At 68.9% G+C, this 23,632-nt stretch carries 21 protein-coding genes; 12 read left to right on the top strand and 9 right to left on the bottom strand.

Annotated features, from left to right (window positions below; genetic code table 11):
- The first annotated feature begins 2 nt into the window (after nucleotides 1–2).
- Nucleotides 3–260: a hypothetical protein gene (locus ACFVWL_RS04885; protein ID WP_387179242.1), complete on the top strand. Its 258-nt coding sequence runs from the start codon at nucleotides 3–5 to the stop codon at nucleotides 258–260.
- 27 nt (nucleotides 261–287) lie between these two features.
- Here ACFVWL_RS04885 and ACFVWL_RS04890 read toward each other — a convergent pair whose 3' ends face one another.
- Both ACFVWL_RS04890 and pyrE read right to left on the bottom strand, forming a co-directional pair.
- Nucleotides 288–1,190, bottom strand: coding sequence for an ROK family protein (locus tag ACFVWL_RS04890; RefSeq protein WP_387179245.1), 903 nt, complete (start codon nucleotides 1,188–1,190; stop codon nucleotides 288–290).
- Entirely contained in the window at nucleotides 1,187–1,747 is a 561-nt protein-coding gene (gene pyrE / locus ACFVWL_RS04895; protein ID WP_045263963.1) for an orotate phosphoribosyltransferase, read from the bottom strand. Before pyrE ends, ACFVWL_RS04890 begins: the two co-directional genes overlap by 4 nt.
- Nucleotides 1,748–1,784: 37 nt before the next feature.
- Between pyrE and ACFVWL_RS04900 the strand changes: the two genes are divergently transcribed.
- Nucleotides 1,785–2,645: an exodeoxyribonuclease III gene (locus tag ACFVWL_RS04900; RefSeq protein ID WP_387179248.1), complete on the top strand. Its 861-nt coding sequence runs from the start codon at nucleotides 1,785–1,787 to the stop codon at nucleotides 2,643–2,645.
- A gap of 11 nt (nucleotides 2,646–2,656) precedes the next feature.
- On the top strand, nucleotides 2,657–3,466 hold the full coding sequence (locus tag ACFVWL_RS04905) for a Cof-type HAD-IIB family hydrolase (protein ID WP_387179250.1): 810 nt from the start codon (nucleotides 2,657–2,659) through the stop codon (nucleotides 3,464–3,466).
- Between the two features lie 125 nt (nucleotides 3,467–3,591).
- Here ACFVWL_RS04905 and ACFVWL_RS04910 read toward each other — a convergent pair whose 3' ends face one another.
- The 6 genes from ACFVWL_RS04910 to ACFVWL_RS04935 all read right to left on the bottom strand — a co-directional run bounded on the left by ACFVWL_RS04910 (nucleotide 3,592) and on the right by ACFVWL_RS04935 (nucleotide 9,471).
- Nucleotides 3,592–4,080 carry a hypothetical protein gene (locus ACFVWL_RS04910; protein ID WP_387179253.1) on the bottom strand — a complete coding sequence of 163 codons (489 nt, stop codon included), beginning with the start codon at nucleotides 4,078–4,080 and terminating at the stop codon, nucleotides 3,592–3,594.
- Between the two features lie 976 nt (nucleotides 4,081–5,056).
- Entirely contained in the window at nucleotides 5,057–5,422 is a 366-nt protein-coding gene (locus tag ACFVWL_RS04915; RefSeq protein ID WP_387179256.1) for an RHS repeat-associated core domain-containing protein, read from the bottom strand.
- A 105-nt stretch (nucleotides 5,423–5,527) separates the two neighbouring features.
- Entirely contained in the window at nucleotides 5,528–7,540 is a 2,013-nt protein-coding gene (locus tag ACFVWL_RS04920; RefSeq protein ID WP_387179258.1) for a collagen binding domain-containing protein, read from the bottom strand.
- A gap of 149 nt (nucleotides 7,541–7,689) precedes the next feature.
- Entirely contained in the window at nucleotides 7,690–8,343 is a 654-nt protein-coding gene (locus ACFVWL_RS04925; RefSeq protein ID WP_387179260.1) for a dihydrofolate reductase family protein, read from the bottom strand.
- Nucleotides 8,340–9,032, bottom strand: coding sequence for a winged helix-turn-helix transcriptional regulator (locus tag ACFVWL_RS04930; protein WP_387179262.1), 693 nt, complete (start codon nucleotides 9,030–9,032; stop codon nucleotides 8,340–8,342). Before ACFVWL_RS04930 ends, ACFVWL_RS04925 begins: the two co-directional genes overlap by 4 nt.
- 1 nt (nucleotide 9,033) lies before the next feature.
- Complete coding sequence (locus ACFVWL_RS04935) at nucleotides 9,034–9,471, bottom strand: VOC family protein (RefSeq protein ID WP_387179265.1); 438 nt, start codon at nucleotides 9,469–9,471, stop codon at nucleotides 9,034–9,036.
- A gap of 150 nt (nucleotides 9,472–9,621) precedes the next feature.
- Here ACFVWL_RS04935 and ACFVWL_RS04940 point away from each other — a divergent pair, with 150 nt between their 5' ends.
- The 5 genes from ACFVWL_RS04940 to ACFVWL_RS04960 all read left to right on the top strand — a co-directional run bounded on the left by ACFVWL_RS04940 (nucleotide 9,622) and on the right by ACFVWL_RS04960 (nucleotide 14,858).
- The gene (locus ACFVWL_RS04940; RefSeq protein ID WP_387179268.1) at nucleotides 9,622–10,887 is read left to right on the top strand and encodes a sensor histidine kinase; all 1,266 of its coding nucleotides are present in this window, start codon (nucleotides 9,622–9,624) and stop codon (nucleotides 10,885–10,887) included.
- Complete coding sequence (locus ACFVWL_RS04945; protein WP_387179271.1) at nucleotides 10,884–11,564, top strand: response regulator; 681 nt, start codon at nucleotides 10,884–10,886, stop codon at nucleotides 11,562–11,564. Before ACFVWL_RS04940 ends, ACFVWL_RS04945 begins: the two co-directional genes overlap by 4 nt.
- 54 nt (nucleotides 11,565–11,618) lie before the next feature.
- Entirely contained in the window at nucleotides 11,619–12,791 is a 1,173-nt protein-coding gene (locus tag ACFVWL_RS04950) for a benzoate/H(+) symporter BenE family transporter (protein WP_387179274.1), read from the top strand.
- Nucleotides 12,792–12,888: 97 nt separating this feature from the next.
- The gene (locus tag ACFVWL_RS04955; protein ID WP_387180922.1) at nucleotides 12,889–13,773 is read left to right on the top strand and encodes an ABC transporter ATP-binding protein; all 885 of its coding nucleotides are present in this window, start codon (nucleotides 12,889–12,891) and stop codon (nucleotides 13,771–13,773) included.
- Nucleotides 13,770–14,858, top strand: coding sequence for an ABC transporter permease (locus tag ACFVWL_RS04960; protein ID WP_387179276.1), 1,089 nt, complete (start codon nucleotides 13,770–13,772; stop codon nucleotides 14,856–14,858). The genes ACFVWL_RS04955 and ACFVWL_RS04960 overlap by 4 nt, the downstream gene beginning before the upstream one ends.
- A gap of 91 nt (nucleotides 14,859–14,949) precedes the next feature.
- Here the strand turns inward: ACFVWL_RS04960 and ACFVWL_RS04965 are convergent, their stop codons facing one another.
- Entirely contained in the window at nucleotides 14,950–18,441 is a 3,492-nt protein-coding gene (locus ACFVWL_RS04965; protein ID WP_387179279.1) for a proline dehydrogenase family protein, read from the bottom strand.
- 136 nt (nucleotides 18,442–18,577) lie between these two features.
- On the opposite strand from ACFVWL_RS04965, the gene ACFVWL_RS04970 reads away from it, so the two are divergent.
- The 4 genes from ACFVWL_RS04970 (at nucleotide 18,578) to ACFVWL_RS04985 (ending at nucleotide 23,558) form a co-directional block, all read left to right on the top strand.
- Entirely contained in the window at nucleotides 18,578–19,486 is a 909-nt protein-coding gene (locus tag ACFVWL_RS04970; RefSeq protein ID WP_387179281.1) for a LysR substrate-binding domain-containing protein, read from the top strand.
- 77 nt (nucleotides 19,487–19,563) lie between these two features.
- On the top strand, nucleotides 19,564–20,508 hold the full coding sequence (locus tag ACFVWL_RS04975) for a transporter (protein ID WP_387179284.1): 945 nt from the start codon (nucleotides 19,564–19,566) through the stop codon (nucleotides 20,506–20,508).
- Nucleotides 20,509–20,617: 109 nt separating this feature from the next.
- The gene (locus ACFVWL_RS04980) at nucleotides 20,618–21,205 is read left to right on the top strand and encodes a nitroreductase family protein (protein WP_387179287.1); all 588 of its coding nucleotides are present in this window, start codon (nucleotides 20,618–20,620) and stop codon (nucleotides 21,203–21,205) included.
- 76 nt (nucleotides 21,206–21,281) lie between these two features.
- Entirely contained in the window at nucleotides 21,282–23,558 is a 2,277-nt protein-coding gene (locus tag ACFVWL_RS04985; protein ID WP_387179290.1) for an ATP-binding cassette domain-containing protein, read from the top strand.
- The last annotated feature ends 74 nt before the right edge of the window (nucleotides 23,559–23,632 follow it).

The raw sequence follows: 23,632 nt of genomic DNA on the forward strand, positions 1-23,632 counted from the left end.
TCGTGCTCACCCTCGGCACCAGCCTCTTCGCCGCCGGTGCCTGGATGGTCCGCCGAATCGACGACAGGATCGACGCGGTCGACGAGAAGCTCAGCGCACGCATCGATGCCGTCGACGAGAAGCTGACTGCTCGCATCGACGCCGTGTCCGAGAAGCTGAGCGCCCGTATCGACGCGGTCGCCACTGACGTCACCGACCTCAAGATCTCCGTCGCACGCCTCGAAGGGCCACCGCGACATCTGCTCGCGGCGCGCGGCTGATCAGCGCGTGCGGGCGGACCTACCTACCTACCGCAGCACGAGGGCAGCGGCGCCGATGAGCGGCCCCTCGTCACCGAGCCCCGAGCGCACGACCCGGGTGCGACGCGAGTACTCGTGCGCCGCGCTCGCGGTCAGAGCCTGCTGCACGAGGTCGATGTAGTCCGCCGACACCCGCGAGAATCCGCCGCCGATGGCGACCACGTCGAGGTCGACGAGGGTGGCGGCATCTGCGAGAGCCTCTCCCACCTCGCGCGCCGAGCGTTCGATCGCCGCCCGCGCGACGGGGTCACCGGCAGCCGCGTCCCGGGCGAGGTCCTCGCCGGTGGCGCCAGTCCACCCCTGCTGCTGCGCCCAGGCCGCGCTCGCCGGCCCCGACGCGATCTCCTCGAGCGTCAGACCGCCTTCGCGGCGCACCTGACCGAGATGACCGGCGTTGCCGGTGGCACCGGGGATATAGGCGCCGCTCGCGACGAACCCGCCGCCGACACCGGTCGAGACGACGATCGACAGCGAAGCGCCGGCCCCCTGCGTGGCACCGAGCCACGACTCGGCGAGCGCGAGCGCGCCCCCGTCGTGACCGAGCACCGTCGGCACGTCGCTGCCGACGACGGTGGATGCTGCGGCGCGGACGGACTCTTCGAGACCGAAGCCGCGCGCCAGGGGCATGTTCACCGGCATGATCGCACCAGCCATGCGGTCGATGGGCCCGGCGCTGCCGACACCCGCTCCGACGAGCTCAGCGTCGGCGGGCAGCGCCGCGAGCGCATGCTTGACGATCGCGACGACCGAGGCGTCGAGCGACTCGAGAGTGGCCTCGCGCCCGGTCGCCTGTCGACTCCGGCTGCCCTCGACGAGCACGCCGTCCTCGGCGACGAGCGCGGCCTCCATCTTCGTGCCGCCCACATCGACGGCGAGCGCGTAACGGGTCACTGGGGGTCGAGTCCGAGGTCGTCGAGGTCGAACGCCGCGCGCCATTCGAGTCCCTCGGCTTCGATCGCGGCCTGCGCGCCGGTCTTGCGGTCGACGATCACGGCGACGGCGACGATCTCGGCGCCTTCCTTGCGCAGAGCTTCGACGGCCTTGAGCGCCGACTGTCCGGTGGTCGAGGTGTCTTCGAGCACGACGACGCGCTTGCCCTTGACGTCGGCGCCTTCGATCTGGCGGCCGCGGCCGTGGTCCTTCGGCTCCTTGCGCACGACGAACGCGTCGAGCGGCGTACCGGCGGCGACCGAAGCATGCAGCACCGAGTTGGCGATCGGGTCGGCGCCGAGTGTCAACCCGCCGACCGCCACGACGTCGAGGTCGCCGATCAGGTCGAGCATGATGCGGCCGATCGCGGGAGCGGCGCGGTGGTCCAGCGTGAGCTTGCGCATGTCGACGTAGTACGTCGCCTGCTTGCCGCTGGAGAGGGTGAAGTCGCCGTGGAACACCGCCTCATCCTTGATGAGGTCGAGGAGCGTCTGGCGGTCTGCGTCGAGTGCGGTCACGGCATCCAGTGTAGGAGGTGGGCCCTAGGCTGGACGCATGCGCTTGGCCACCTGGAACGTCAACTCCATCCGCACCCGCGTCACCCGCACCGTCGAGTTCGCTGTTCGTGAAGACATCGACGTGCTGGCGATGCAGGAGATCAAGTGCAAGCCCGAGCAGTTCCCCTACGGCCCGTTCGAAGAGGCCGGGTATCACGTCGAGGTGCACGGGCTGAATCAGTGGAACGGCGTCGCGATCGCGAGCCGCCTGCCGGTCACCGACGTGCGCACGTCGTTCGACGGGATGCCGGGCTTCGCGAAGGGGCATGAGGGGCCGGATGCGCCGCTCGAGGCACGTGCGCTCGGCGTCATGGTCGACGGGGTCCGGGTGTGGAGCCTGTACGTGCCGAACGGCCGCTCCCTCGAAGACCCGCACTACCTCTACAAGCTGCATTGGCTGGAGCAGCTGAAGAAGTCGACGGCGGCCGAGCTGTCGGCGAACCCCGACCTGCCGCTCGCCCTGGTCGGCGACTTCAACATCATCCCGTTCGATGTCGACAACGGCGACCCCGACATCGTGATCGGGCGGTCGACCCATGTCTCTCCGCAGGAGCGCGACGCGTTCTTCGCGTTCCAGGATGCCGGGGTCACCGACGTCGTGCGCCCGCTGATCCCCGAGGGCTTCACCTACTGGGACTACCAGCGCCTGAAATTCCCCCGCAACGAGGGTGTCCGCATCGACTTCGTCCTGGGATCGCGCACGTTGGCCGATGCCGTGACCGGCGCGTCCATTCACCGCGACGAGCGCAAGGGCGAGCAGCCCAGCGACCACGTCCCGGTGGTCGTCGACCTCGATGGGCGCCGTCTAGGAACCGGCGGCGCCGATGACGACGACGACATGCCGATGATCTTCTCCTGAATGTCGATCCCGTGAGTGTGCGGCTGATCGCCACCGATCTCGACGGCACCCTTCTCGACTCGACCTCGGCGGTCACCCCGCGCACGCGAGCCGCCCTCGACGCAGCCCGCGCGCGGGGCATCCATGTCATACCGGTCACTGCCCGCCAGCCGATCGGCCTGCGGGCCATCGCGGCGGATGCGGGTTTCGACGGCTGGGCCCTGTGCAGCAACGGCGCCTACGCGGTGCGCCTCGATGACGGGCGGATGCTGTTCGCCGAAGAGCTTCCCTCTGACACGATCCGCTCGCTCGCCGAGGCTCTGCGCCCGAGCATCCCCGGTTTGCTGTTCGCGAGCGTGCGGGAGGCCGGCGAGACGTTCGTTGCGCAAGACGGCTACGCGGCGATCGCCGCTCTCGCCGACCACAAGCGCGACCCTGCGACGATGGGCGGCGTACCGCTGGAGCAGGTGCTCGCCGCTCCCAGCCTGAAGTTCGTGATCCGACACCCCGAGCTCGCGCCCGACGCGCTTTTCGACGCGGTGCGCGCCCTCGGACTCACCGGCTTCGAGGCGACACTCTCCGGCGCACCCTTCGTCGAGGTCATGGCGGAGGGTGTCACCAAGGCCACGGGTCTCGCCCGACTCTGCGAGCACTTCGGCATCGACCGCGCCGACGTGGTGGCCTTCGGTGACGCGCTCAACGACGTCGAGATGCTCCGCTGGGCAGGGCTCGGCGTCGCGATGGCCGACGCCGAACGGCTCGTGCAGGATGCCGCCGACGAGACGACGGCATCCAACGACGAGGACGGTGTGGCGCAGGTGATCGAGCGGCTGCTGGGCTGAGACTCAGCTCTCGACGCGACGACGCCTCACGAGCAGCCCACCCATCACGGTCAGGAAGACTCCGATCGCGACGATCGCCACGGGGGCCTCGAGACCGGTACTGGCCAGTGCACGGGGCCTGTGGGCTACTCCTTCACGAAATATATGAACTGATCGTCAGTCGCTTCGTCGATGTTCTGCGGCGCAAGGTTGATTCGTAGATTGGTCGAGCCGTCAGCGACTATCCAGGCATCCGCCCTCCAGTTTGAAGGACACTCGGGTGCAGAAGATTCGAACCTGACGCCTTTGAAACTCAGATCCCACTCTCCGGAATAGTCAACAGCCTCCCGCCATAGCGATTCGCTGTCTCGAGTCTGTTCCGTCGTCTGGTTACTGCATTTGAGAGTCGCCGGCCAGCCCGTCGCGTCATACTCTCCATCGTCGGTCAGCGTAAGGGTAACTACGGAAGGGGTGTCCCGTGACACCCACACTCCGACCGCATCCTCACTATTGAAGCTGTCGTCATAGTAGCCACCACCGGCACAGCTCGTCAGGCACAACAACATCCCCACGACCAGAGCAGAGGCGCAAGCCGGATATCGCACTTTGTCTACCATTTCCGGCGGCTTCTCCATCATTCGGCTCTGCGGAACACAATGGTCGGATCAGGCACGGAATCCAAGTCTGTTCCTGGCGCGAAGTACCATAGTTCTAGTCGATCTTGAGTGTTCTCATAGGCGAAGAGAGCTGGCATCGCGTTGCACGGTGCGGCGAGGCTGAAACTTATCGCGCTGTCCCCGTAACCGGCGGACCACGCGCCAGCAACTGTAGGAAGCGCACGGACTTCGGGTTGCGCGGGTTCGCACCAGACAGACATCGGCCAATCCTCCGCAACTACAATTCCACCCTCCCGCAGCTCAAACGCCACGGGCTCGCCCTGGTCCACAGCGATCCATCTGCCTAGAAGGTCTTCGGCAGATACGCCAACAGCCGGAGATGCAGACTCGGCACACGCCGTGCACGACATCAGGACGCACGCCAACACTCCGGCGCTGATCCAGCCTGCTCCTCTTACCACCGAATCGTCTCCGTCCAAGTAAACGTCTCAGTGACGGGCCCCAACCCTATCGATGGCGCAAGCTCGTTGTACTCCACGTACATCTGATCACTGAAGCGCAGCTTAGAACCCAGCGACGTCGTGTTGGTGGCGGTTATCGAGACGACGGCTTGGTGAGGCTCCGTACGCTCAACAACATACGCGTGCAAGTCGAACGACCCAAGAGTCAGCATCGTGAGGTCAGCACTGGATGCCCGGTCGAGGTCAGCCAGTGTGATGCCGTCGCGTATTAGGTTCGGATTAGCCAGAGTCGGCGCCCCCGCAGTGTACGCGCCATTCGGGAGCACGTTACCGCGCGCCAGCGCCTCAGCGATCCGGGCGGGGTAGGCCCTGACTGCATCGGAACCACTAATGTCGGAGGTCATTTGTGATGATGCGTCATACGAAAGGTAGCGGGGGCTCGTTCCGCTCAACCAGCCAAGGAGCAACTGGCCCTGTTCCGAAGAGTAGAACCGTGAGAGCCGAAGATCGCGCTCCTGCTTTGCAGTGTCAACCTACTTGAGGACTGGATTTGAGCGCTGCTCTTTGACGGCCTTTGATAAGCGCGCTCCCTCGTTAGCAAACCGTTGGTGCCCTGGCGGCAGCGAGACGCCCATGTTCCAGCCGCCACCCGGAGTCATGTGTTCGAAGGCGAACTTCAGTCCGCTCGGGTCCATGTACGTGGTCGGGTTGTTGCCCGAGTACGTGTAGCCCGTGTTCTGCTGCGGAAGGTTCGTGTCGATCACCGGGTCCACGGACAGGAACTTCCCGAGCACGGGATCGTAGGTGCGCGCACCGACTGTTGTCAGCCCGGTCGACGCGGTCACGGGCTTGTTCATATACCCGGTCCCGCCGCCCCACACGCCGGACGATCCAATCACAGGCGAATCCTAATTCGTATCGTTAGTGGGCTTATCATCCCCAACCGCTGGGCGCCCCGAACAATGACGAACTCAAGCGATCGACCGGACCATGCCTCCTGATCCTCAGCTATCGACGCGCCGACGGCGCAAGAGCAGCCCGCCCATCACGGCCGCCACGACCGCGAAGGCGATGGCCGCAACCGGGGCGTCCGCACCGGTTGCGGCCAACCCGCCTCCCGACGCCACCGCACTGCCTCCGGCCTGACCCCCGGTACCCGCGCCCGCCGCCGCGGTCACCGTCAACGCAGTGCTCGCGATCACCGTGGTGCCGGACAACGCCACCAGGGTGTGCGCGCCCGCCGGCGCACTCGCGGGGATGCGCAGCGTGCCCTGGAGCGCACCATCCGCATCAGCCGTCAGCGTGCCGAGCGTGATCGGGTCGGAGTGCAGCTCGAACGCGATCGTCGCTCCCGGCGTGAACCCGGTACCCGAGATCGTGATGTCGTTGCCGGCCCGGACCGACCCCGCGCCGAGGCTCACGACCGGCTGCGGCTCCGGCTCCGCGTCGACCGTGAGCGCGAAGTCGATACCGCTCCTCACCTGCGCGGGCGCCAGCGAGACAGGCGTGGCCTCCGCAGCGGTCGCGACTCCATCGAAGAACTGCGGCTTGGCGGTCGTCGTCCCATTCGCGAACTCGACCCTGGCCTTGACCACATAGGTTCCTCGCGGGATATTCAGTGTGTAGGCGCCGGTCGCCGCGTCGGCACGAATGCTCCGGACGGCATGCCCATCGCTCCACGCTTCCACCCAGATCTTCGACGTTTCGGTGGAATCGATCGTCACGGTCCCACTGATGGTGGCGATGGGCTCGAGCGCCGCGTCGATGCCAGTGACCTCCTGACGCGCCCCCACAGTGATGGTCTTCGCGGTCTCCCAGATCGCCGCATCCTCCCAGTACTCTTCGGCGAGGCCGGGCGCCAGGAACCGCACCTTGTAGGTCCCGGGAGCAACGGCCACGCGGTACGTGCCATCGATGTTCGTGTTGTTGTTCGGCAGGTCGTTGACCTCGTTGACGTCGTAGAGCATCACACTTGCCTGCAGCGGCTGACCGTCGGCGCCACGCGTCACGGTTCCACTGATGTACCCCGCGACGACGAGAGAGGCGTCGATCCCTGTGACCGTCTCCTTCTCGCCGACCGGCACATACTTCGCGTAGTCCCATTCATAGACGCCATCCCAGTACTCGGCCAGCAGTTCAGCATCCGTCGACGCGAACCGCACGCGGTACGAGCCGGCGGGGAGACCGCCGAGGGTGTATTCGCCCGATGCTCCTGCCGTCGCCGCCGCCACGATCTCGTTGTTGCTGTCGAGAGCCTGCACCTCGGCGCCGGCGATCGCGGAGCCGTCGTCTTCGCGGGTCACGATGCCCTGGATGGACCCGCCCTGCACGAGCGAGGCATCGATCGCGGAGACCGTCTCCCCCTCACCGACGACGACCGGGGTCGCCTGCGAATAGTCGGAGGCGTCCTTCCAGTACTCGCGCTTCAGGTCTGTTCCCCCAGGGAAGAAGCTCACGACGTACGAGCCCGCGGCGAGATTCGGCAGCGTGTACGCCCCCGCCGAATCCGTCGTGACCGAAGCCTCCGTCGGGCCATCCGCGGAGACGGTGACTCCGCGGAGGGGGGTCCCGTCGTCCTCCCGCGTGACCTTCCCGCTGATCGATGCGGTGTGCGTGGGCGCGAGTGCGGCGTCGACTCCGGTGTGCGCGGACCCGTTCGTCACGGTGATGCGCTGCGCACTCAGAAGGTCTCTGGCGTCGTTCCAGTACTCGGTGACGAAGTTGCCCGCCAGGTCGGAGAAGCGCACGGTGTAGTCGCCGTCGCCCAGCCCCTCGACGACGTAGCTGCCGCTCGCATTGGTGGCGATGGCGAACCATGTGGTGCCGCCATCGCGCTGCGCTTGCACCACGATGCCACGGAGCGCAGATCCGTCGACCGTCGACGTCACCGTCCCGGCGATCGAACCGGTGATGACCGGATCCTCCGCCGCTGCGGCCGCCGTCACACCGCCGAGAGCGAGCGCGAGTGCCGCCACTCCCCCGAGCACCGCACGAATGAATGCGCGCCGTCGCGCCATGTTCCCACCCTCCGATGAAGGACGACGCAGCGAAGCATGTCGCGGTCGGCCTCGAGCCAGTGCCGATCGCACGGCAACGTTCCCCTCGAACCTAGAGGTTCAGCACATAGGAAGGGAATAGTCGATACGTAGGAGTTACCTGGTCGTGATCAGTCGAACGTCCCGACCTCCGGCACCCGATCCGTGCGACCGTAACGGAGCAGTGTCACGCCGGCCTCGTCGGTGATCGGCGGCTCCAGCAGACGCAGCACACTCGGCATCGCGTCGTCGTCGAACACCTTCTTGCCCGCGCCGAGCAGCAGCGGATACACCCAGAGGTTCAGCTCGTCGAAGAGTCCCTCCGCGAGCAAAGTGTGCACGAAGTCGATGCTGCCGATCACGTGCACCTCGCGGTGGGCTGCCCGCATCTCCGCGATGTCGGCAGCCAGGTCACCGCCGACGCGCGTGCTGCCCTCCCAGTCGAGCGTGAGGTCGGCATCCCGCGTCGCCACGTACTTCGGCACCCGGTTGAAGAGCGTGCCGATGTCGCCCGACTCGCCCTCGGTGTGATGCGGCCAGTACGACGCGAAGATGTCGTAGGTGCGTCGCCCGAGCAGCAGCGCATCCAGCCCGCGCATGCCCTTCTCGATCTCGGGGCCGACGCCGGTTGAGGGGTATCCGGCCTGCCAGCCGCTGAAGCGGAACCCGCCGGAGGTGTCTTCATCGGTGCCGCCCGGGCCCTGGGCGACACCGTCGAGAGAGGTGAAGAGGTCGATCAGGATGCGACCGGATGCCTGTTCTTCATCGGAATATTGGTCATTCATGTCGTGCTCCCTACGGTCAGTCGTGCGATGCGGAAGGTGTCGGCGAACGACTCCAGCAGCGATTCGTCGCCGCGGACGACAGCGACGATGTCCTGCGCGAGGGCCTCTGCCGGGGTGACCTCGCCGCCGATGAGACGACGGATGCCGGGGCCGGCGACGATCACCGCGTCCGGAGCCCCCTCGGGAAGACGCCCGCCGACCGGCGGCGCGGGGGGTGCGATCTGCGCGACCTGGAGTTCCCCGTCGCGCACCGACGCACGGAGGGCGACGTCGCCGACATGCAGCTCGTACTCGGCATCCATCGCGGTTTCGGCCACGAACGCCGTGCGCAGCGCCATGGTGAGCGAGTCAGCGGTGACGACGTCGCCCTCGTCAGGGTCGCCCATCGCCTGGAAGCCCCACCGGCCGAGGGCGAGCATGATCGGCTCGAACGAGCGGCCGTAGGGGGTGAGCTCGTACACGAGGCCGCAGTTCAGAAGCGGCACCCGCCGCACGACCCCACCCTCCTGCAGCTCCTTCAACCGGGTGGACAGGATGTTGGTCGGAATGCGCGGCAGGCCCTGCTTGAGGTCGGTGTACCGACGCGGCCCGACGAGCAGATCGCGGACGATGAGCAGCGCCCACCGTTCCCCGATGAGCTCGACGGCCGTGGTCACCCCGCAGTACTGGCCGTAGCTGCGCGCCGCCATGTCAGGCCGAGGCGGCGGTGTCGGCCACGTGGTCGGGGCCGTTCTCGACGGCCTCGGGGGTCATGTACAGGAAGCCGAGGGAGTTGCCGTCCGGGTCGTCGAGGTCACGGGAGTACATGAAGCCGTAGTCCTGGGCAGGCTTCGGCTCGGCGCCGCCGGCCGCCAGACCCTTCGCAAGGATCGCATCGACCTCGTCGCGCGAGTCCTGGCTGAAGGCCACGGAGACCTGCACGACCTCGTTCGGGTCGGCGATCGGCTTGTCGGTGAAGGTCGCGAAGAACTCGCGCTTGAGCACCATGAAGTAGATGTCCTCGCTCCACACGATGCACGCGGCGTTCTCGTCGGTGAACTGGGGGCTGATCTCGCAGCCGAGCGCGGTGTAGAACGCCTTCGCGCGCTCGAGGTCGCTGGTGGGCAGGTTGACGAACACCTTGGTCATGATGACTCCTCCGGAGATGCGAGCCCATCGATCGGTGAGCCCTTTCGAGACCAGCTTGCAAAAAACAACTACGCTTGTCAATAGCAAGTAATCCGACAGTCCCCCACGCGGGGGATGCGCCCCGGACGAGCCCCGCCCTACGGTGGAGGGATGCCCGCAGCCCCGTTCCTCCGCACACCGACCGAGCGCGAACGGCGCAGCGACATCGTGCTCGCGGCCGTCATGTTCGTCGGAGCCGTGCTGAGCGCCGGGCTCTCCTCGATCGCCGAGATGTACGGCGACGAGCAGGCGCCGCTGTGGACCGCACTCGTGTACGCGGTCGCCGTCACCGCGCCCCTGGCGGTCCGACGCCGCTGGCCGGGCACGGTCGCCGTCATCGTGGTCGCCGCGTACTTCACGGCGGTGACGATCCGCATCCCCGAGATCTACGTCGGCAACATCGCGATGTTCATCGCCATCTACACGGCCGGCGCCTGGATGAACAACCGCCGACGCGCAGTCATCGTGCGCGTCGGGATCATCGTGAGCATGTTCGTGTGGCTGCTGATCACGATGTACCGCGACGCGATCCGCGAGGCCGACAAGGCGGATGTCATCGCCGGGGCGATGTCGCCCTACGTCGCCTTCATGCTGATCCAGCTGCTGCTGAACGTGCTCTACTTCGGCGGTGCCTACTACTTCGGCGAGCGCTCATGGGCGGCCGCAACCCAGCTGGCGGTGCTCGAGCAGCGCACGGCCGAGCTCGAGCGCGAGCGCGAGGTCACCGCGGCTCAGGCCGTCGCGCTCGACCGGGTGCGCATCGCCCGGGAGCTGCACGACGTCGTCGCCCACCACGTGTCGGTCATGGGCGTGCAGGCGGGCGCCGCGCGCCTGGTGCTGGAGCGAGACGCGGCGGAGTCCGCACGCATCCTCACGGGGATCGAGGGGTCGGCGCGTGACGCCATCCACGAGCTGCGCCAACTGCTGGAGACCCTGCGGACCCCGGGCGGGGAGACGACGGATGCCGCCTCCACCCTGAGCCTCGACGACATCGTCGAGCTCATCGACGCCTCGACCGACGCAGGACTCCCGACCGCGTACACGGTGATCGGCGACCCGACGCCCGTGCCGTCGCTGGTCGCCGTGAACCTGTACCGCATCGCCCAGGAGTCGCTCACGAACGCCCGCCGTCATGCCGGACCTCACGCGACCGCCGACGTCCGCGTGCGCTACGACGACGACGGCGTGGAGATCGAGATCGTGAACACGGGTCGCCCGGTCGCTCAGGTGCGTCCCGGACTCGGACAGCTGGGGATGCGGGAGCGCGCCGCAGCCTCCGGAGGCACGCTCGAGGTGACCCCCCGACCGTTCGGCGGACTGCGCGTGCGCGCCCGCGTGCCTCTTCCCGTCGCGAGCGAATCGAGCGTGCACCGATGAATGATCCGATCCGTGTGCTGCTCGTCGACGACCACGCATTGCTGCGCGCCGGCTTCCGCACGATCCTCGACACCCAGCCCGACATCGCCGTGGTCGGAGAGGCGTCCTCGGGCGCGGAGGCCGTGGTGCAGGCATCCGCCCTCCGTCCCGACGTCATCATGATGGACGTGCAGATGCCCGACATGGACGGCATCGAGGCGACCAGACGCATCGTCGCCGACCCTGACGTCGACGCGGCCATCGCGATCGTGACGACCTTCGACCGCGACGACTACCTGTACCGGGCTCTGGATGCCGGGGCCGGCGGCTTCCTGCTCAAGAACGCGGGTGCGGAGGATCTGATCGCCGCCGTCCGGGCGCTCGCCGCGGGCGACGGCATGCTCGCCCCCGAGGTGACCCGCCGCGTGCTGGCGCGTTTCGCCGCGACGCCTGCTCCGGCGACGGTGTCGACCGCGAGCGTCGCCGCGCCGAAGGTCGCCCTCGCCGAGCCGCTCACCGAGAGGGAGGCCGAGGTGCTGACGCTTCTCGCGGATGCCCGGAGCAACTCCGAGATCGCGCGGGCGCTGTTCATCGGCGAAGCCACGGTGAAGACGCACGTCTCACGCATCCTGCAGAAGCTGGGTGCGCGGGATCGCGTGCAGGCGGTCGTGCTCGCGCATCGCATGGGACTCGCGTAACGCGACACCCTCCGGCTCCGCGACACCCTCCGGCTCCGCGCTACCCTCGGAGCCATGCCCGAAGCCGCCCCGCTGTCCCGACCGATCCTGGCGGGGGTGGTGACGGCACTGGTCGGATTCACCAGCTCGTTCGCGGTCGTGCTGACCGGGCTCGACGCGGTCGGCGCGAACACGGCGCAGGCGGCGAGCGGACTCCTCGCGGTCAGCGTCACGATGGGCCTCGCCTGCGTAGTGCTCGCCTGGCGGTATCGGATGCCGATCACGGTCGCCTGGTCCACGCCCGGGGCGGCCCTCCTCGTCGCGACCGGCACCGTGGAAGGCGGCTGGTCGGCGGCGGTCGGCGCGTTCCTGGTAACCGCCGCACTGATCCTGCTCACCGCGCTCTGGCCGGCCCTCGGCGCGCTGATCGCCCGCATCCCGCCGTCGATCGCGCAGGCGATGCTCGCCGGAGTCCTGCTGCCGCTGTGTCTCGCACCGATCACCGGCATCGTCGCAAACCCCTGGGGCGTGGTGCCGGTCGTGCTCACGTGGCTGGTGTTCGCGCGCCTCGCTCCGCGCTGGGCGGTGCCGCTCGCGTTCGTCGCCGCCGCGGTCGTGGTCGCGGTCTCGCTCGTCGGCGAAGGCGCGGCGTTCGACCCCGCGCTGCTCCTGCCGCGCCTCGAGTTCACCGCACCGACGTTCACGGTCGGCGCACTCGTCGGTCTCGCACTGCCGCTGTTCATCGTGACCATGGCCTCGCAGAACGTGCCGGGCATCGCGATCATGCGCAGCTTCGGATACGAGGTGCCGTGGCGTCCGGCCATGCTGGTCACCGGCGTCGGCACGGCACTCGGAGCGACGGCAGGCGGGCACGCCATCAACCTCGCCGCGATCAGCGCCGCACTCGCCGCGTCCCCGGATGCCGACCCCGACCCGAAGCGGCGTTGGGTCGCCGGGGTCTCGACCGGAGCGTCGTACCTCGTGCTCGCCGTGTTCTCCGCCGCCTTCGCCGCACTGGTGGTGCTCGCGCCCGCCGCCGTGATCCCCGCCGTCGCCGGCCTCGCGCTGTTCGCCGCGTTCGGCTCGTCCGTGCAGCAGGCGATCGACGATCCGGGCGAGCGGATCCCCGCCGTGGTGACCTTTCTCGTCGCCGCATCCGGGATCGCCGTGCTCGGCGTCAGCGCCGCGTTCTGGGCCCTCGTCGCGGGCCTCGTGGTGCGAACCGTGCTGCACACCGGACGCCGCTGATCCGCCTCTCCCCCTCACGGGTGATCCTGCGGGGTCCGCCGTGCGGGGGATGTCCTGGCATACCGGCGCTCCGTAGCGTGAAGGCATGACCACAGGAATGCTCGAACTCTCCGGCATCACCAAGAGCTATGGCTCTCGGCGCGTGCTCGATGACGTGTCCTTCACGGTCGCCCCCGGGCGGCTGACGGGCTTCGTCGGCGGCAACGGCGCCGGCAAGACCACCACCATGCGGATCGTCCTGGGGCTGCTGTCCTCGGACGGCGGACGCGTCGACCTTGACGGTGCGCCTCTTACCGCGGAGGACCGCCGCCGCTTCGGCTACATGCCCGAGGAGCGCGGTCTCTACCCGAAGATGAAGGTGCTCGAGCAGATCGTCTACCTCGCCCGTCTGCACGGCTTCGGCAAGCAGGATGCCGCGGAACGGGCGACAGCGCTGCTCACGGAGCTCGGACTCGGTGAGCGGCTGAACGACACCATCGAGTCACTCTCGCTCGGCAATCAGCAGCGCGCACAGATCGCCGCCTCGCTCGTGCACGACCCCGAGGTGCTCATCCTCGACGAGCCGTTCTCCGGTCTCGACCCGCTCGCCGTCGACGTGGTCGCCGGAGTTCTGCAGTCGAGTGCCGCGAGGGGCGCATCGATCCTGTTCTCCTCCCACCAGCTCGATGTGGTCGAGCGCCTGTGCGACGACCTCGTCATCCTCGCCGGCGGCACGATCCGCGCGGCGGGTTCCCGCGAGAGCCTGCGCGCCCAGCACGCCCGCGACCGCTACGAGCTCGTCTCCGCCGGCGACGCCGGATGGCTGCGTACCGAGCCCGGAGTGACCGTGGTCGACTTCGAGGGCGGCTATGCGCTGTTCGACGCGGACGGCCCCGAGACGGCGCAGCGTGTGCTGCAGTCCGCCGTGCAGCGCGGCGATGTCGCCAGCTTCGCCCCCAAGCATCCCTCCCTCGCCCAGATCTTCAAGGAGGTCATCCAGTGAGCGCTCCCACCCCCGCCCGTGGCTCCAACGGCATCTGGCTCGTCGCCGAACGCGAGATCGGCTCGAAGCTGCGCAGCAAGGCCTTCCTGATCTCCACCGGAATCCTGCTGGTCCTCGCCCTCGCCGGCATCATCCTCGGCGGTTTCGCCAGCAAGAACACCGACACGACGCCGGTCGCTGCGACGGCCGAGACCGCAGCCGCCGTGTCGGCCATCCCCCGGGTCGAGGTCACCGAGGTGGCCGACCAGGCCGCCGCCGAGAAGCTCGTGCGCGATGACGAGGTCGACGCCGCGGTGCTCGAGGGCGACGGGCCGTCGGGCTACACGATCATCGCGCTGCAGGATGCCCCGAGCTCGATCGTCTCGGCGCTGTCGATCTCTCCCGAGGTCGTCATCCTGGAGCCGGTGACCACCAACCCGGCACTGCGGTACTTCATCGCAATCGCGTTCGGACTGGTCTTCATGATGGCCGCGGCGACTTTCGGCGGCACGATCGCGCAGAGCGTCGTGGAAGAGAAGCAGACCCGTGTGGTCGAGGTGCTGCTCTCGGCGATCCCGGCGCGCACACTGCTCGCCGGGAAGGTCATCGGCAACACGGTGCTGGCGATGGGGCAGATCCTCGCCCTGGCGGCGGTGGCCACGATCGGACTGATCGTCACGGGTCAACGCGAGGTGCTCACGACCCTGGGCGCGCCGATCATCTGGTTCGCGGTGTTCTTCCTGTTCGGTTTCATCCTGCTGGCGGCGATGTTCGCGGCCGCCGCGTCGATGGTGTCGCGCCAGGAGGACATCGGCTCCACGACCACCCCGATCACGATGCTGATCATGGCGCCGTACATCCTGGTCATCGTCTTCAACGACAACCCGCTGGTGCTGACGATCATGTCGTACGTGCCGTTCTCGGCCCCTGTCGGCATGCCGATGCGCCTGTTCGTCGGCGAGGCGCAGTGGTGGGAGCCGCTGCTGAGCCTGGTGATCCTGCTCCTCAGCTGCGTCGCGGCGATCGTCATCGGCGCGAAGATCTACGAGAACTCGCTGCTGCGCATGGGCTCCCGGGTCAAGCTCTCCGAGGCGCTGCGCGGCTGACACCGCGCACCGAGAAAGCCCCCTGCTCCGCATCGCGCGGGGCAGGGGGCTTCTCTCTTCTCAGCGAACCGTCTCGGCGAAGACCCTCGGGTCAGATCACGCCGTCGGCGAGGGTGGTCGGGTTGCCGAAGCGGTGGTTCGTGATCGACACGGCCTGCTCGTGCAGGAACGGCAGCATCTCGACGCGGCCGGCACCGGTCACGGCGTGCGACCAGACCGCGACATCGGGGCTTCCGTCGAGCGCCTCGTGCAGAGCCGCGGCGTCGCCGCCGACCAGACGCACGCGGTGCCAGGAGTTCGCCGCCTTGGCGTAGCGCTTGGTCCACGCCGCATCCGACTCGTGCTTCACGGTCACGCCGTGCGCCCGCAGCGCCTTCTCGACGCGCGAGGGCAGGGCCGGAGCCGACACCGTGAACGGGCTGCCGCTGCGCAGGGCGGCGGCGAGCACACGGATGCCGTCCACCAGCGGGGCTTCGTCTGCGATGCGCACGTCGACCGCGACCGGGCGGTAGCGGAAGAGGTTGCGCTCGACCCCGAGTCCGGACTTGTCGCTCACCGCGCCGAACTCGTCGACCCAGGCGCGCTCGTCGGATGCGGCGGCGCGGTGCACCCAGTCAGACTCGGCCGCGTCGACTTCGGCTGCGGCAGCATCCAGCAGTGCACCGACCGCGGGTACGACGGCCGCGTCGGGAGCGGCGACCGGAAGGTCCGACGGCGTCCACTCACCGAGACCGAAGAGGTAGTTCGGGCCGCCGGCCTTGGCGCCCGCTCCGACGGCCGAACGCTTCCAGCCGCCGAACGGCTGACGCTGCACGATCGCGCCCGTGATGCCGCGGTTCACGTACAGGTTGCCGGCCTCGACGCGGTCGAGCCAGGTGGCGACCTCGTCGGAGTCGAGCGAGTGGATGCCGGCGGTGAGGCCGTAGTCGACCGCGTTCTGCAGGCGCAGGGCCTCATCGAGGTCCTTGGCGTGCATGATGCCGAGCACCGGGCCGAAGAACTCGGTCAGGTGGAAGTACGAGCCCTCGCGCACACCGGTCTTCACGCCCGGCGTCCACTGCTTCCCGTCCTCGTCGAGCTTGCGCGGCTTCACCAGCCAGCGCTCGCCCTTCTCGAGCTTCGTGAGCGCGGTGAGCAGCTTGCCGTTCGCGGGCTCGATGATCGGCCCCATCTGGGTGGCCGGGTCGTCGGGCAGGCCGACGCGCATCGACGTCACGGCATCCACCAGCTGACGCTCGAACCGCTTCGAGTCGGCGACCGACCCGACGAGGATCGCGAGCGACGCCGCGGAGCACTTCTGCCCCGCGTGCCCGAACGCGCTGCGGGCCACATCGGCGGCGGCGAGATCGAGGTCGGCGGAGGGGGTCACGATGATCGCGTTCTTGCCGCTGGTCTCGGCGAGCAGCGGCAGGTCGGAGCGGAACGAGCGGAACAGCTGTGCCGTCTCGTACGCACCCGTGAGGATCACGCGGTCCACCGCGGGACCGGCGACCAGGCGCGTGCCGAGGTCGCGCGACGCCAGGTCGACGAGCGCGAGCAGGTCGCGCGGCACCCCGGCGGCCCACAGCGCCTCGACCATCACGGCACCGCAACGCTGCGTGAGCTTGGCGGGCTTGATGATCACCGCGGAGCCCGAGGCCAGACCCGCGAGCACACCGCCGGCGGGGATGGCGACCGGGAAGTTCCACGGCGGGGTGACCACGGTGACCTTCGACGGCACGAACTCGGCACCCGAGACGGTCTCGAGGTCCTTCGCGCGCTCGGCGTAGTAGTGCGCGAAGTCGATGGCCTCGCTGATCTCGGGGTCGGCCTCGGCGATGGTCTTGCCGGCCTCGTGAGCCATGATCTCGATGAGCTGACCGCGGCGTGCGGCGAGCTCGTCTCCGGCACGGTGCAACACGGCGGCGCGGTCGGCGGCCGGCAGCGCCGCCCACTTCTCGGCCGCGGCGGTCGCTGCGGTGAAGATGCCGTCGAGTTCGGCATCCGTCTCGACCTTGGCCAGCGCGATGCTGTCGAGGCCGAGCGTCGATCCGACCGAGCGGCTCAGGATCTCGCGGCCCCACGCCCGGTTCGCGGCGATGGCCGGATCGGTGTCGGCCTGGTTCTCGAAACCGGTCGTCGTGCCGGCCGGCACTGCAGCGGTGCGGTCCTGCACGCGGTGGGCCGCCGGGACGTACTGCGGCTCATCGTTCGCGAGGGCGGCCAGCGAGCGCTCGAAGCGCTCCCGCTCCCGGGTGAGGAGCGTCGGGTTCGAGGCGAGCTCGAACACCGCTGACATGAAGTTCTCCGGGCTGGCGTTCTCTTCGAGACGGCGCACCAGGTACGCGATCGCGACGTCGAACTCGGCCGGGTTCACGACCGGGGTGTAGAGCAGCAGACGGCCGACGTCCTTGCGGACGGCCTCGGCCTGGCCGGTCGCCATGCCCAGCAGCATCTCGTACTCGACGAGGGGGTCGGCGCCCGTGGGGTCGGCCACCCCGCGCGCCTGGGCGAGCAGCCAGGTGTAGGCGATGTCGAACAGGTTGTGGCCCGCGATGCCGATGCGGACGGCATCCAGGCGCTCCGGCGTCATGGCCCAGTCGAGCACCCGCTTGTAGTTGGTGTCGGAGTCCTGCTTGGTGCCGTAGGTGGCGAGCGGCCAGCCGTGGATCGCTGCATCCACCTCTTCCATCGCCAGGTTCGCGCCCTTGACGACGCGCACCTTGATGGGCGCCCCGCCCTTGGCACGGCGGGCGGCCGCCCACTCCTGCAGGTGCTGCATGGCGCCGAGGGCGTCGGGCAGGTAGGCCTGCAGCACGATGCCGGCTTCGAGGCTCTCCAGCCCCGGCTGGTCGAGGATGCTCGTGAAGGCCGCGATCGTCAGGTCGAGGTCGCGGTACTCCTCCATGTCGAGGTTGATGAACTTGGCCTTGCCCTGTGCCCCCTTCGCCGCTCTGCTGGAGGCTTCGGCCTTGGCGGCGAGCTCGTAGAGCGGGGTGAGCTTCTCGACGACATCGGCCACGGCCTCGTCGAACGACCACATCGACAGCTGGCTCACGACGCTGGAGACCTTGATCGACACGTAGTCGACGTCGTCGCGGGCGAGGAAGTCGCGGGTGCCCTGCAGACGGTGCCCTGCTTCGCGCTCGCCGAGCACCGCCTCGCCGAGGAGGTTGAGGTTCAGGCGGTTGCCGCTCTTGCGCAGCTTCGCGATCGCGGGGCCGAGCTTGGAGGGCGTGGCGTCGAGCACGAGGTGTCCGACCATCGCGCGCAGCACGCGGCGCGAGATCGGCACGACGACGCCGGGGAGCTTCGGCGCCCAGAAGCCGCCCGTCTTGATCGCGGCGCGCAGGTAGCCGGGCAGCAGTGCCGGGGTGATGTCGCTCAGCTCGGCGAGCTTGCGCCCGGCGACGCGCAGGTCCTCCGGACGCATCACGCCGTCGACGAAGCCGACCGTGAACGCGAGTCCGTTCGGGTCCTTGAGCACTTCGGACAGGCGCTGAGCGGCCGGCTCGACGGGGTGGGTCTCACTCTCGACGAGCCAGCGCTGCACCAGGGCGGCGACGTCTTCGGTGCGGGGGGTGGTGTCATCGATGACAGTCATGGACGGGAACCTTCCAGGGCAGGCGCACACCGGGGTTTCGTGTGCGGCTGGATCATTGTCCTGCCGCTCGGTAGGCTCCGTCTATCAACCGATTTGCGTGGATTCTGTTCACTCAAGCTGAACGAAGGATGCGGCCATGCTCGACGTCAACCGATTGCGGATGCTGGTGGAGCTCTCCCGCCGTGGAACGCTCTCGGCCGTGGCCGACGCCCTCTCCTACAGCAAGGCCTCGGTATCGCAGCAGTTGAGCGCCCTGGAGCGCGATGTCGGCGTGCCGCTGCTGCGTCGAGTGGGGCGCGGGGTGCAGTTCACACCGCAGGGAAACGTGCTGGTCGCCGAGGCCATCGGCATCCTCGATCAGCTCGAGCACGCCGAGGTCGCGGTCGCCGAATCGCTCACCGAAGTGACGGGCACCGTGCGCATCGCGGTGTTCCAGTCCACGGCGCACTCGCTCCTCCCCCGGGCGCTCGATGCCCTCAAGGACCGGCATCCGGCCCTGCGCGTCGAGGTCACCGAATGCGACCCGGAGACCGGACTGGTCGGGGTGTCGAGCCGCGACTTCGACCTGATCCTCGCCGAGCAGTATCCGGGGCGCACACGCCCGATCCACGCCGACCTCGACCGGGTGGTGCTTGCGCACGACGCGATCGCTCTCGCGCGGCACCCTGGAGCCGCCAGGCACGCGGATGCTCTCGCCGAGCTGTGGTCCACACGCGAGGAGCCCTGGGTGCTCGAACCCGCCGGCACCGCCTCGCGCGCCTGGGCGGAGCAGCTGTGCCGCACCGCGGGGTTCGAACCCGACGTGCGCTTCGAGATCGCCGACCTCACCGCGCACGTGCGACTGATCCACGCCGGGCTCGCCGTGGGGCTGCTGCCGGAGCTCGTCTGGGCGGGCGACACCCCGACCGTCGATCTGGCGTCGCTCCCCCACGAGCCGCGGCGCGAGATCTTCTCGTCCGCACGGCGCGTGTCGGCCGACGCCCCCTCGATCCGGGCGGTGCGCAGCGCGCTCGCCGACGCCGCCTCGCACAACCTCCCGGTCTGAGCAGCGTCCGACCCGGAGCCGGCCTCCTCTCCGCCGAGTAACATGTAAGCGGTTACCATCTCCGCCACGCCCACACCATGCTCCCTCGCCCTGTCTCCGCCACCCGCATCCCGCTGAACACGTTCGCGATGGCGCTGGGTCTCACGGGGGTCGCCGCGACCTGGTCGGCGGCGTCGACGGTCGCCCACGTCCCCGGCCCGATCGCACAGGCGTTCTGGGGGCTGTCGGCACTGGTGACGATCTGGCTGCTCACCGCCCACACCGTCCGCGGTGCACGCAGCGGGGCGTCCCTGCGCGCGCAGCTCCGCGATCCGGTCCAGGGCCCGCTGGCCGTGATCGTGCCGCTCGTGGGAATGCTCATCGGCGTCGATGCCCTCCCATGGCTCCCCGTCGTCGGATCGACCGTGGTGATCGTGTCGATGATCGTCGCCGCCCTGTACGCGGGGTGGCTGATGAGCACCTGGATGACGGGTCGGATCGAACTCGGTGCGATCCACGGCGGCTACATCCTCCCCCCGGTCGCCGGCGGGTTCATCACGGCGAGTGCCGCGGACGCGCTCGGCCTCCAGGGCCTCGGATGGGCGGCATTCGGCGTCGGATGCCTGTTCTGGGTGATCATGACGACGCTGCTGCTCGTGCGCATCGCGAGCCGCCCTCCACTGCCGGAACCTCTCGTCCCGACCCTCGCCGTGCTGATGGCTCCACCGGCTGTCGGCGGACTCGCCCTGTTCGCCCTGACCGACCGCGTGTCGTCGCCGCTGTCACTCGCCTTCGCCGGTCTCGCCGCGATCCTCGTCATCGCGCAGCTCGCCGCGCTCCCGCACTATCGCCGTCTCCCGTTCACGCTGGGGTTCTGGTCGTTCACGTTCCCGGTCGCGGCCGTCGCGACCTACGCGATCACCTGGCTCGACGTGGTGGACGCACCGCTCGCGGGCTCCCTCGCGGTCATCCTCGCCGCGGCCGTGACGATCTTCGTCCTGGTGATCGGCGTGCGCTCGCTCCGGGCCGTCACTTCGGCGTGAGCGCGTCGGAGATCGATCGCGCACCCGGGAATATGCATGCACATGCATCTGTTTGGCCCTCTGTACCCGGACGAAGGAGTCCGATCCACTCCTTTCGAAAGGCACTTCTGTGAGCACTCCCGTCATCGACCGCACCGCACCGACCGAGCACCCCGTCCTCGACGTCCTCGCCGGCCGCTGGAGCCCCCGCGCCTTCGACGCGCAGAACTCGATCGACGAGGCCAAGCTCGCCACCGCTCTCGAGGCCGCCCGCTGGAGCCCGTCGGCCAACAACACGCAGCCTTGGCGCTTCATCGTCGCCCGCCGCGGCACCGCCCTGCACGCCCAGGTCGTCGACGCCCTGATGGGCTTCAACCAGGCATGGGCGGGCAACGCCGCCGTGCTCGTGGTCGCGATCGCCGAGACGGCCACGGCCGACGGCACCCCGATCACCCACGCGCTCTACGACCTCGGCCAGGCGGTCGCGCACTTCTCGGTCCAGGCCCACCACGACGGTCTGGTCGTGCACCAGATGAGCGGTTTCGACCCCGAGGTGGTCCGCGAGTTCGCCGACCTCGAGGCGCGCTTCGTGCCCTTCACGGTCTTCGCCGTCGGCGAGTTCGGTGACATCGAGGCGCTTCCCGAGGTGCTGCAGCAGCGCGAGGTCGCCCCGCGCGTGCGTCGTCCGATCGCCGAGACGGTCGTCCTCAGCGCCTGACCTTCGTCGCGCACAGCCTCACACCCGCTGTCGACGGGGCCTCCGGATTGTCCGGGGGCCCCGTTAGCGTGTGCGGATGGACCTTCTCCGCATCACGGGTGCGCGGACGAACAACCTCCGCGACGTCTCGGTCGACGTTCCCAAGAAGCTGCTGACCGTCTTCACCGGGGTCTCGGGTTCAGGCAAGTCATCCCTCGTGCTCGACACGATCGCCGCCGAGGCGCAGCGGCTCGTCAACGACTCCTACTCGACCTTCATCCGCGCGCGACTGCCGCAGATGCCCGCGCCCGACGTGCAGGCGATGGACGGCCTGACGTTCACGGTGCTGATCGACCAGCGGCGGTTCACGGGCAACGCGCGCTCCACCGTGGCGACCGCGACCGACCTGGCCTCCCTCGTGCGCCTCGTGTTCTCGCGCGTCGGCGAGCCCTCGGCCGGATACTCCCCCGCCTACTCGTTCAACGATCCATCCGGCATGTGCCCGACCTGCGAGGGACTCGGCACGGTGTACGACATCGACATCGATGCGCTGATCGACCCCGAGAAGAACATCGACGAGGGGCCCGTGCGGTTCAGCCTGTTCCGTCCGGGCGTGTACCGCTGGAAGCGCTTCGCCTACTGCGGGCTGTTCGACCGCGAGAAGCCCCTCAAGGACTACACGGCCGAGGAGATGGACCAGTTCCTCTACGCCGACAAGCTCAAACTCGACGACCCCGATCCGCGGTTCCCGCAGAGCGCCCGGTTCGACGGAGTCATCACCCGCATGCGCGACGTCTTCCTCAAGCAGCGCCCGGTGAAGATGTCAGCCGCGGTGCGCGAAGAGCTCGACCGACTCGTGACCCACCACACGTGCCCGGACTGCCAGGGCGCGCGGGTGAACGCGGCCGCGCGGGCGAGCCTGATCGACGGACGCTCGATCGTGGACTGGATGCGCATGCCCGTGTCCGACCTGCACGCTCTGCTCGACGCGTTCGACGACCCCCGCGTGACACCGGCGGTCGACGGTGTCCGCCACGTGCTCGATGCCCTGCTCTCGGTGGGCCTCGGCTACCTCACGCTCGACCGCGAATCGGCGACGCTGTCCGGCGGCGAGGCCCAGCGCGTCAAGATCGTGCGCCACCTCGGCAGTGCCCTGACCGACGTCACCTATGTGTTCGACGAGCCCAGCACCGGGCTGCACCCCGCCGACATCCAGCGCCTCGTGGCTCTGCTGCAGCGACTGCGCGATGCGGGCAACACGATCCTCGTCGTCGAGCACCACCCGCAGGTGATCGCGGTCGCCGATCACGTCGTCGACCTCGGTCCGGGGGCAGGCTCCGCCGGCGGGATCGTGCAGTTCGAGGGAACGCCGGCAGCGCTCCGCGGCAGCGACACCCTCACGGGACGCGTACTCGCCGAACCGCTGACGATCCGCCCGGCGGCGCGGAAGCCCTCGGGTCGCATCACCGTGAAGGATGCGCGCTCGCACAACCTCCGCGGGTTCGACGTCGACATCCCGCTCGGTGTGCTCACGGCCGTCACGGGGGTCGCGGGTTCGGGAAAGAGCTCGTTCGCGACCGTCGAGCTGCCGCGACAGCACCCGGAGTTCACCGTCGTCGGGCAGGATCCCCTGCGCGGCGGAGCCCGGTCGACGACGCTGAGCATCCTCCGCATCGCCGACACCGTGCGCGAGGTGTTCGCGGCCGCCTCGGGGCTCGATGCGTCGTGGTTCAGCTTCAACTCCCGCGGGGCCTGCCCCACCTGTCGCGGACGCGGCCACATCACGACCGAGCTCGCGTTCCTCGACGATGTCTCCCTCCCGTGCGACGCCTGCGGCGGACTGCGCTTCAACCCGACCGCGCTCGGGGTACAGGTCGACGGCTCCTCGATCGCCGACGTGCTGGCGTCGACTCCCGCCGGGGTCAGCGCACTCTTCTCCACGCATCGCGACGTGGTCGAGGCGCTGGACTGGGTGCAGCGCACGGGACTGAGCTACATCCCGGTCGGCCGCTCGCTCGACACCTTCTCCGGCGGCGAGAAGCAGCGGCTGCTCCTGGCACGACACCTCAGCGACCCGCAGCGCGACCGGGCCGATCGCATCATCCTCGACGAACCGACCTCCGGACTGCACCCCACCGACGTCGACACCATCAACGTGCTCTTCGACGACCTGCTCGACGAGGGGGCGACGCTGGTGGTGGTCGAGCACAACCTGCGCGTGGTCGCCCGCGCCGACCACATCGTCGACATCGGCCCGGGCGCGGGTTCCGACGGCGGCCGCCTGATCTTCACCGGCACTCCGACGCAGATCGTGGGCGACGAGGGCTCACTCACCGGCCGGGCCCTGGCCGCAGCTTCCCACGCGCACCCCTGAGCCCGGGGCATGGGACGTGAAGAGGGGCCCGCGGATCATCCACGGGCCCCTCTGATGCGTGTGGCTCAACGCAG

The organism is Microbacterium sp. NPDC058269 (assembly GCF_042881445.1).
In the GTDB taxonomy this organism is placed as follows: Bacteria; Actinomycetota; Actinomycetes; order Actinomycetales; family Microbacteriaceae; genus Microbacterium.

Coding starts and splice junctions, on each gene's coding strand:
- ACFVWL_RS04900 (WP_387179248.1), top strand. CDS start 1,785: ATGCGCTTGGCCACCTGGAACGTCAACTCCATCCGCACCCGCGTCACC.
- ACFVWL_RS04910 (WP_387179253.1), bottom strand. CDS start 4,080: ATGGAGAAGCCGCCGGAAATGGTAGACAAAGTGCGATATCCGGCTTGC.
- ACFVWL_RS04920 (WP_387179258.1), bottom strand. CDS start 7,540: ATGGCGCGACGGCGCGCATTCATTCGTGCGGTGCTCGGGGGAGTGGCG.
- ACFVWL_RS04925 (WP_387179260.1), bottom strand. CDS start 8,343: ATGAATGACCAATATTCCGATGAAGAACAGGCATCCGGTCGCATCCTG.
- ACFVWL_RS04930 (WP_387179262.1), bottom strand. CDS start 9,032: ATGGCGGCGCGCAGCTACGGCCAGTACTGCGGGGTGACCACGGCCGTC.
- ACFVWL_RS04935 (WP_387179265.1), bottom strand. CDS start 9,471: ATGACCAAGGTGTTCGTCAACCTGCCCACCAGCGACCTCGAGCGCGCG.
- ACFVWL_RS04940 (WP_387179268.1), top strand. CDS start 9,622: ATGCCCGCAGCCCCGTTCCTCCGCACACCGACCGAGCGCGAACGGCGC.
- ACFVWL_RS04945 (WP_387179271.1), top strand. CDS start 10,884: ATGAATGATCCGATCCGTGTGCTGCTCGTCGACGACCACGCATTGCTG.
- ACFVWL_RS04950 (WP_387179274.1), top strand. CDS start 11,619: ATGCCCGAAGCCGCCCCGCTGTCCCGACCGATCCTGGCGGGGGTGGTG.
- ACFVWL_RS04955 (WP_387180922.1), top strand. CDS start 12,889: ATGCTCGAACTCTCCGGCATCACCAAGAGCTATGGCTCTCGGCGCGTG.
- ACFVWL_RS04965 (WP_387179279.1), bottom strand. CDS start 18,441: ATGACTGTCATCGATGACACCACCCCCCGCACCGAAGACGTCGCCGCC.
- ACFVWL_RS04970 (WP_387179281.1), top strand. CDS start 18,578: ATGCTCGACGTCAACCGATTGCGGATGCTGGTGGAGCTCTCCCGCCGT.
- ACFVWL_RS04975 (WP_387179284.1), top strand. CDS start 19,564: ATGCTCCCTCGCCCTGTCTCCGCCACCCGCATCCCGCTGAACACGTTC.
- ACFVWL_RS04985 (WP_387179290.1), top strand. CDS start 21,282: ATGGACCTTCTCCGCATCACGGGTGCGCGGACGAACAACCTCCGCGAC.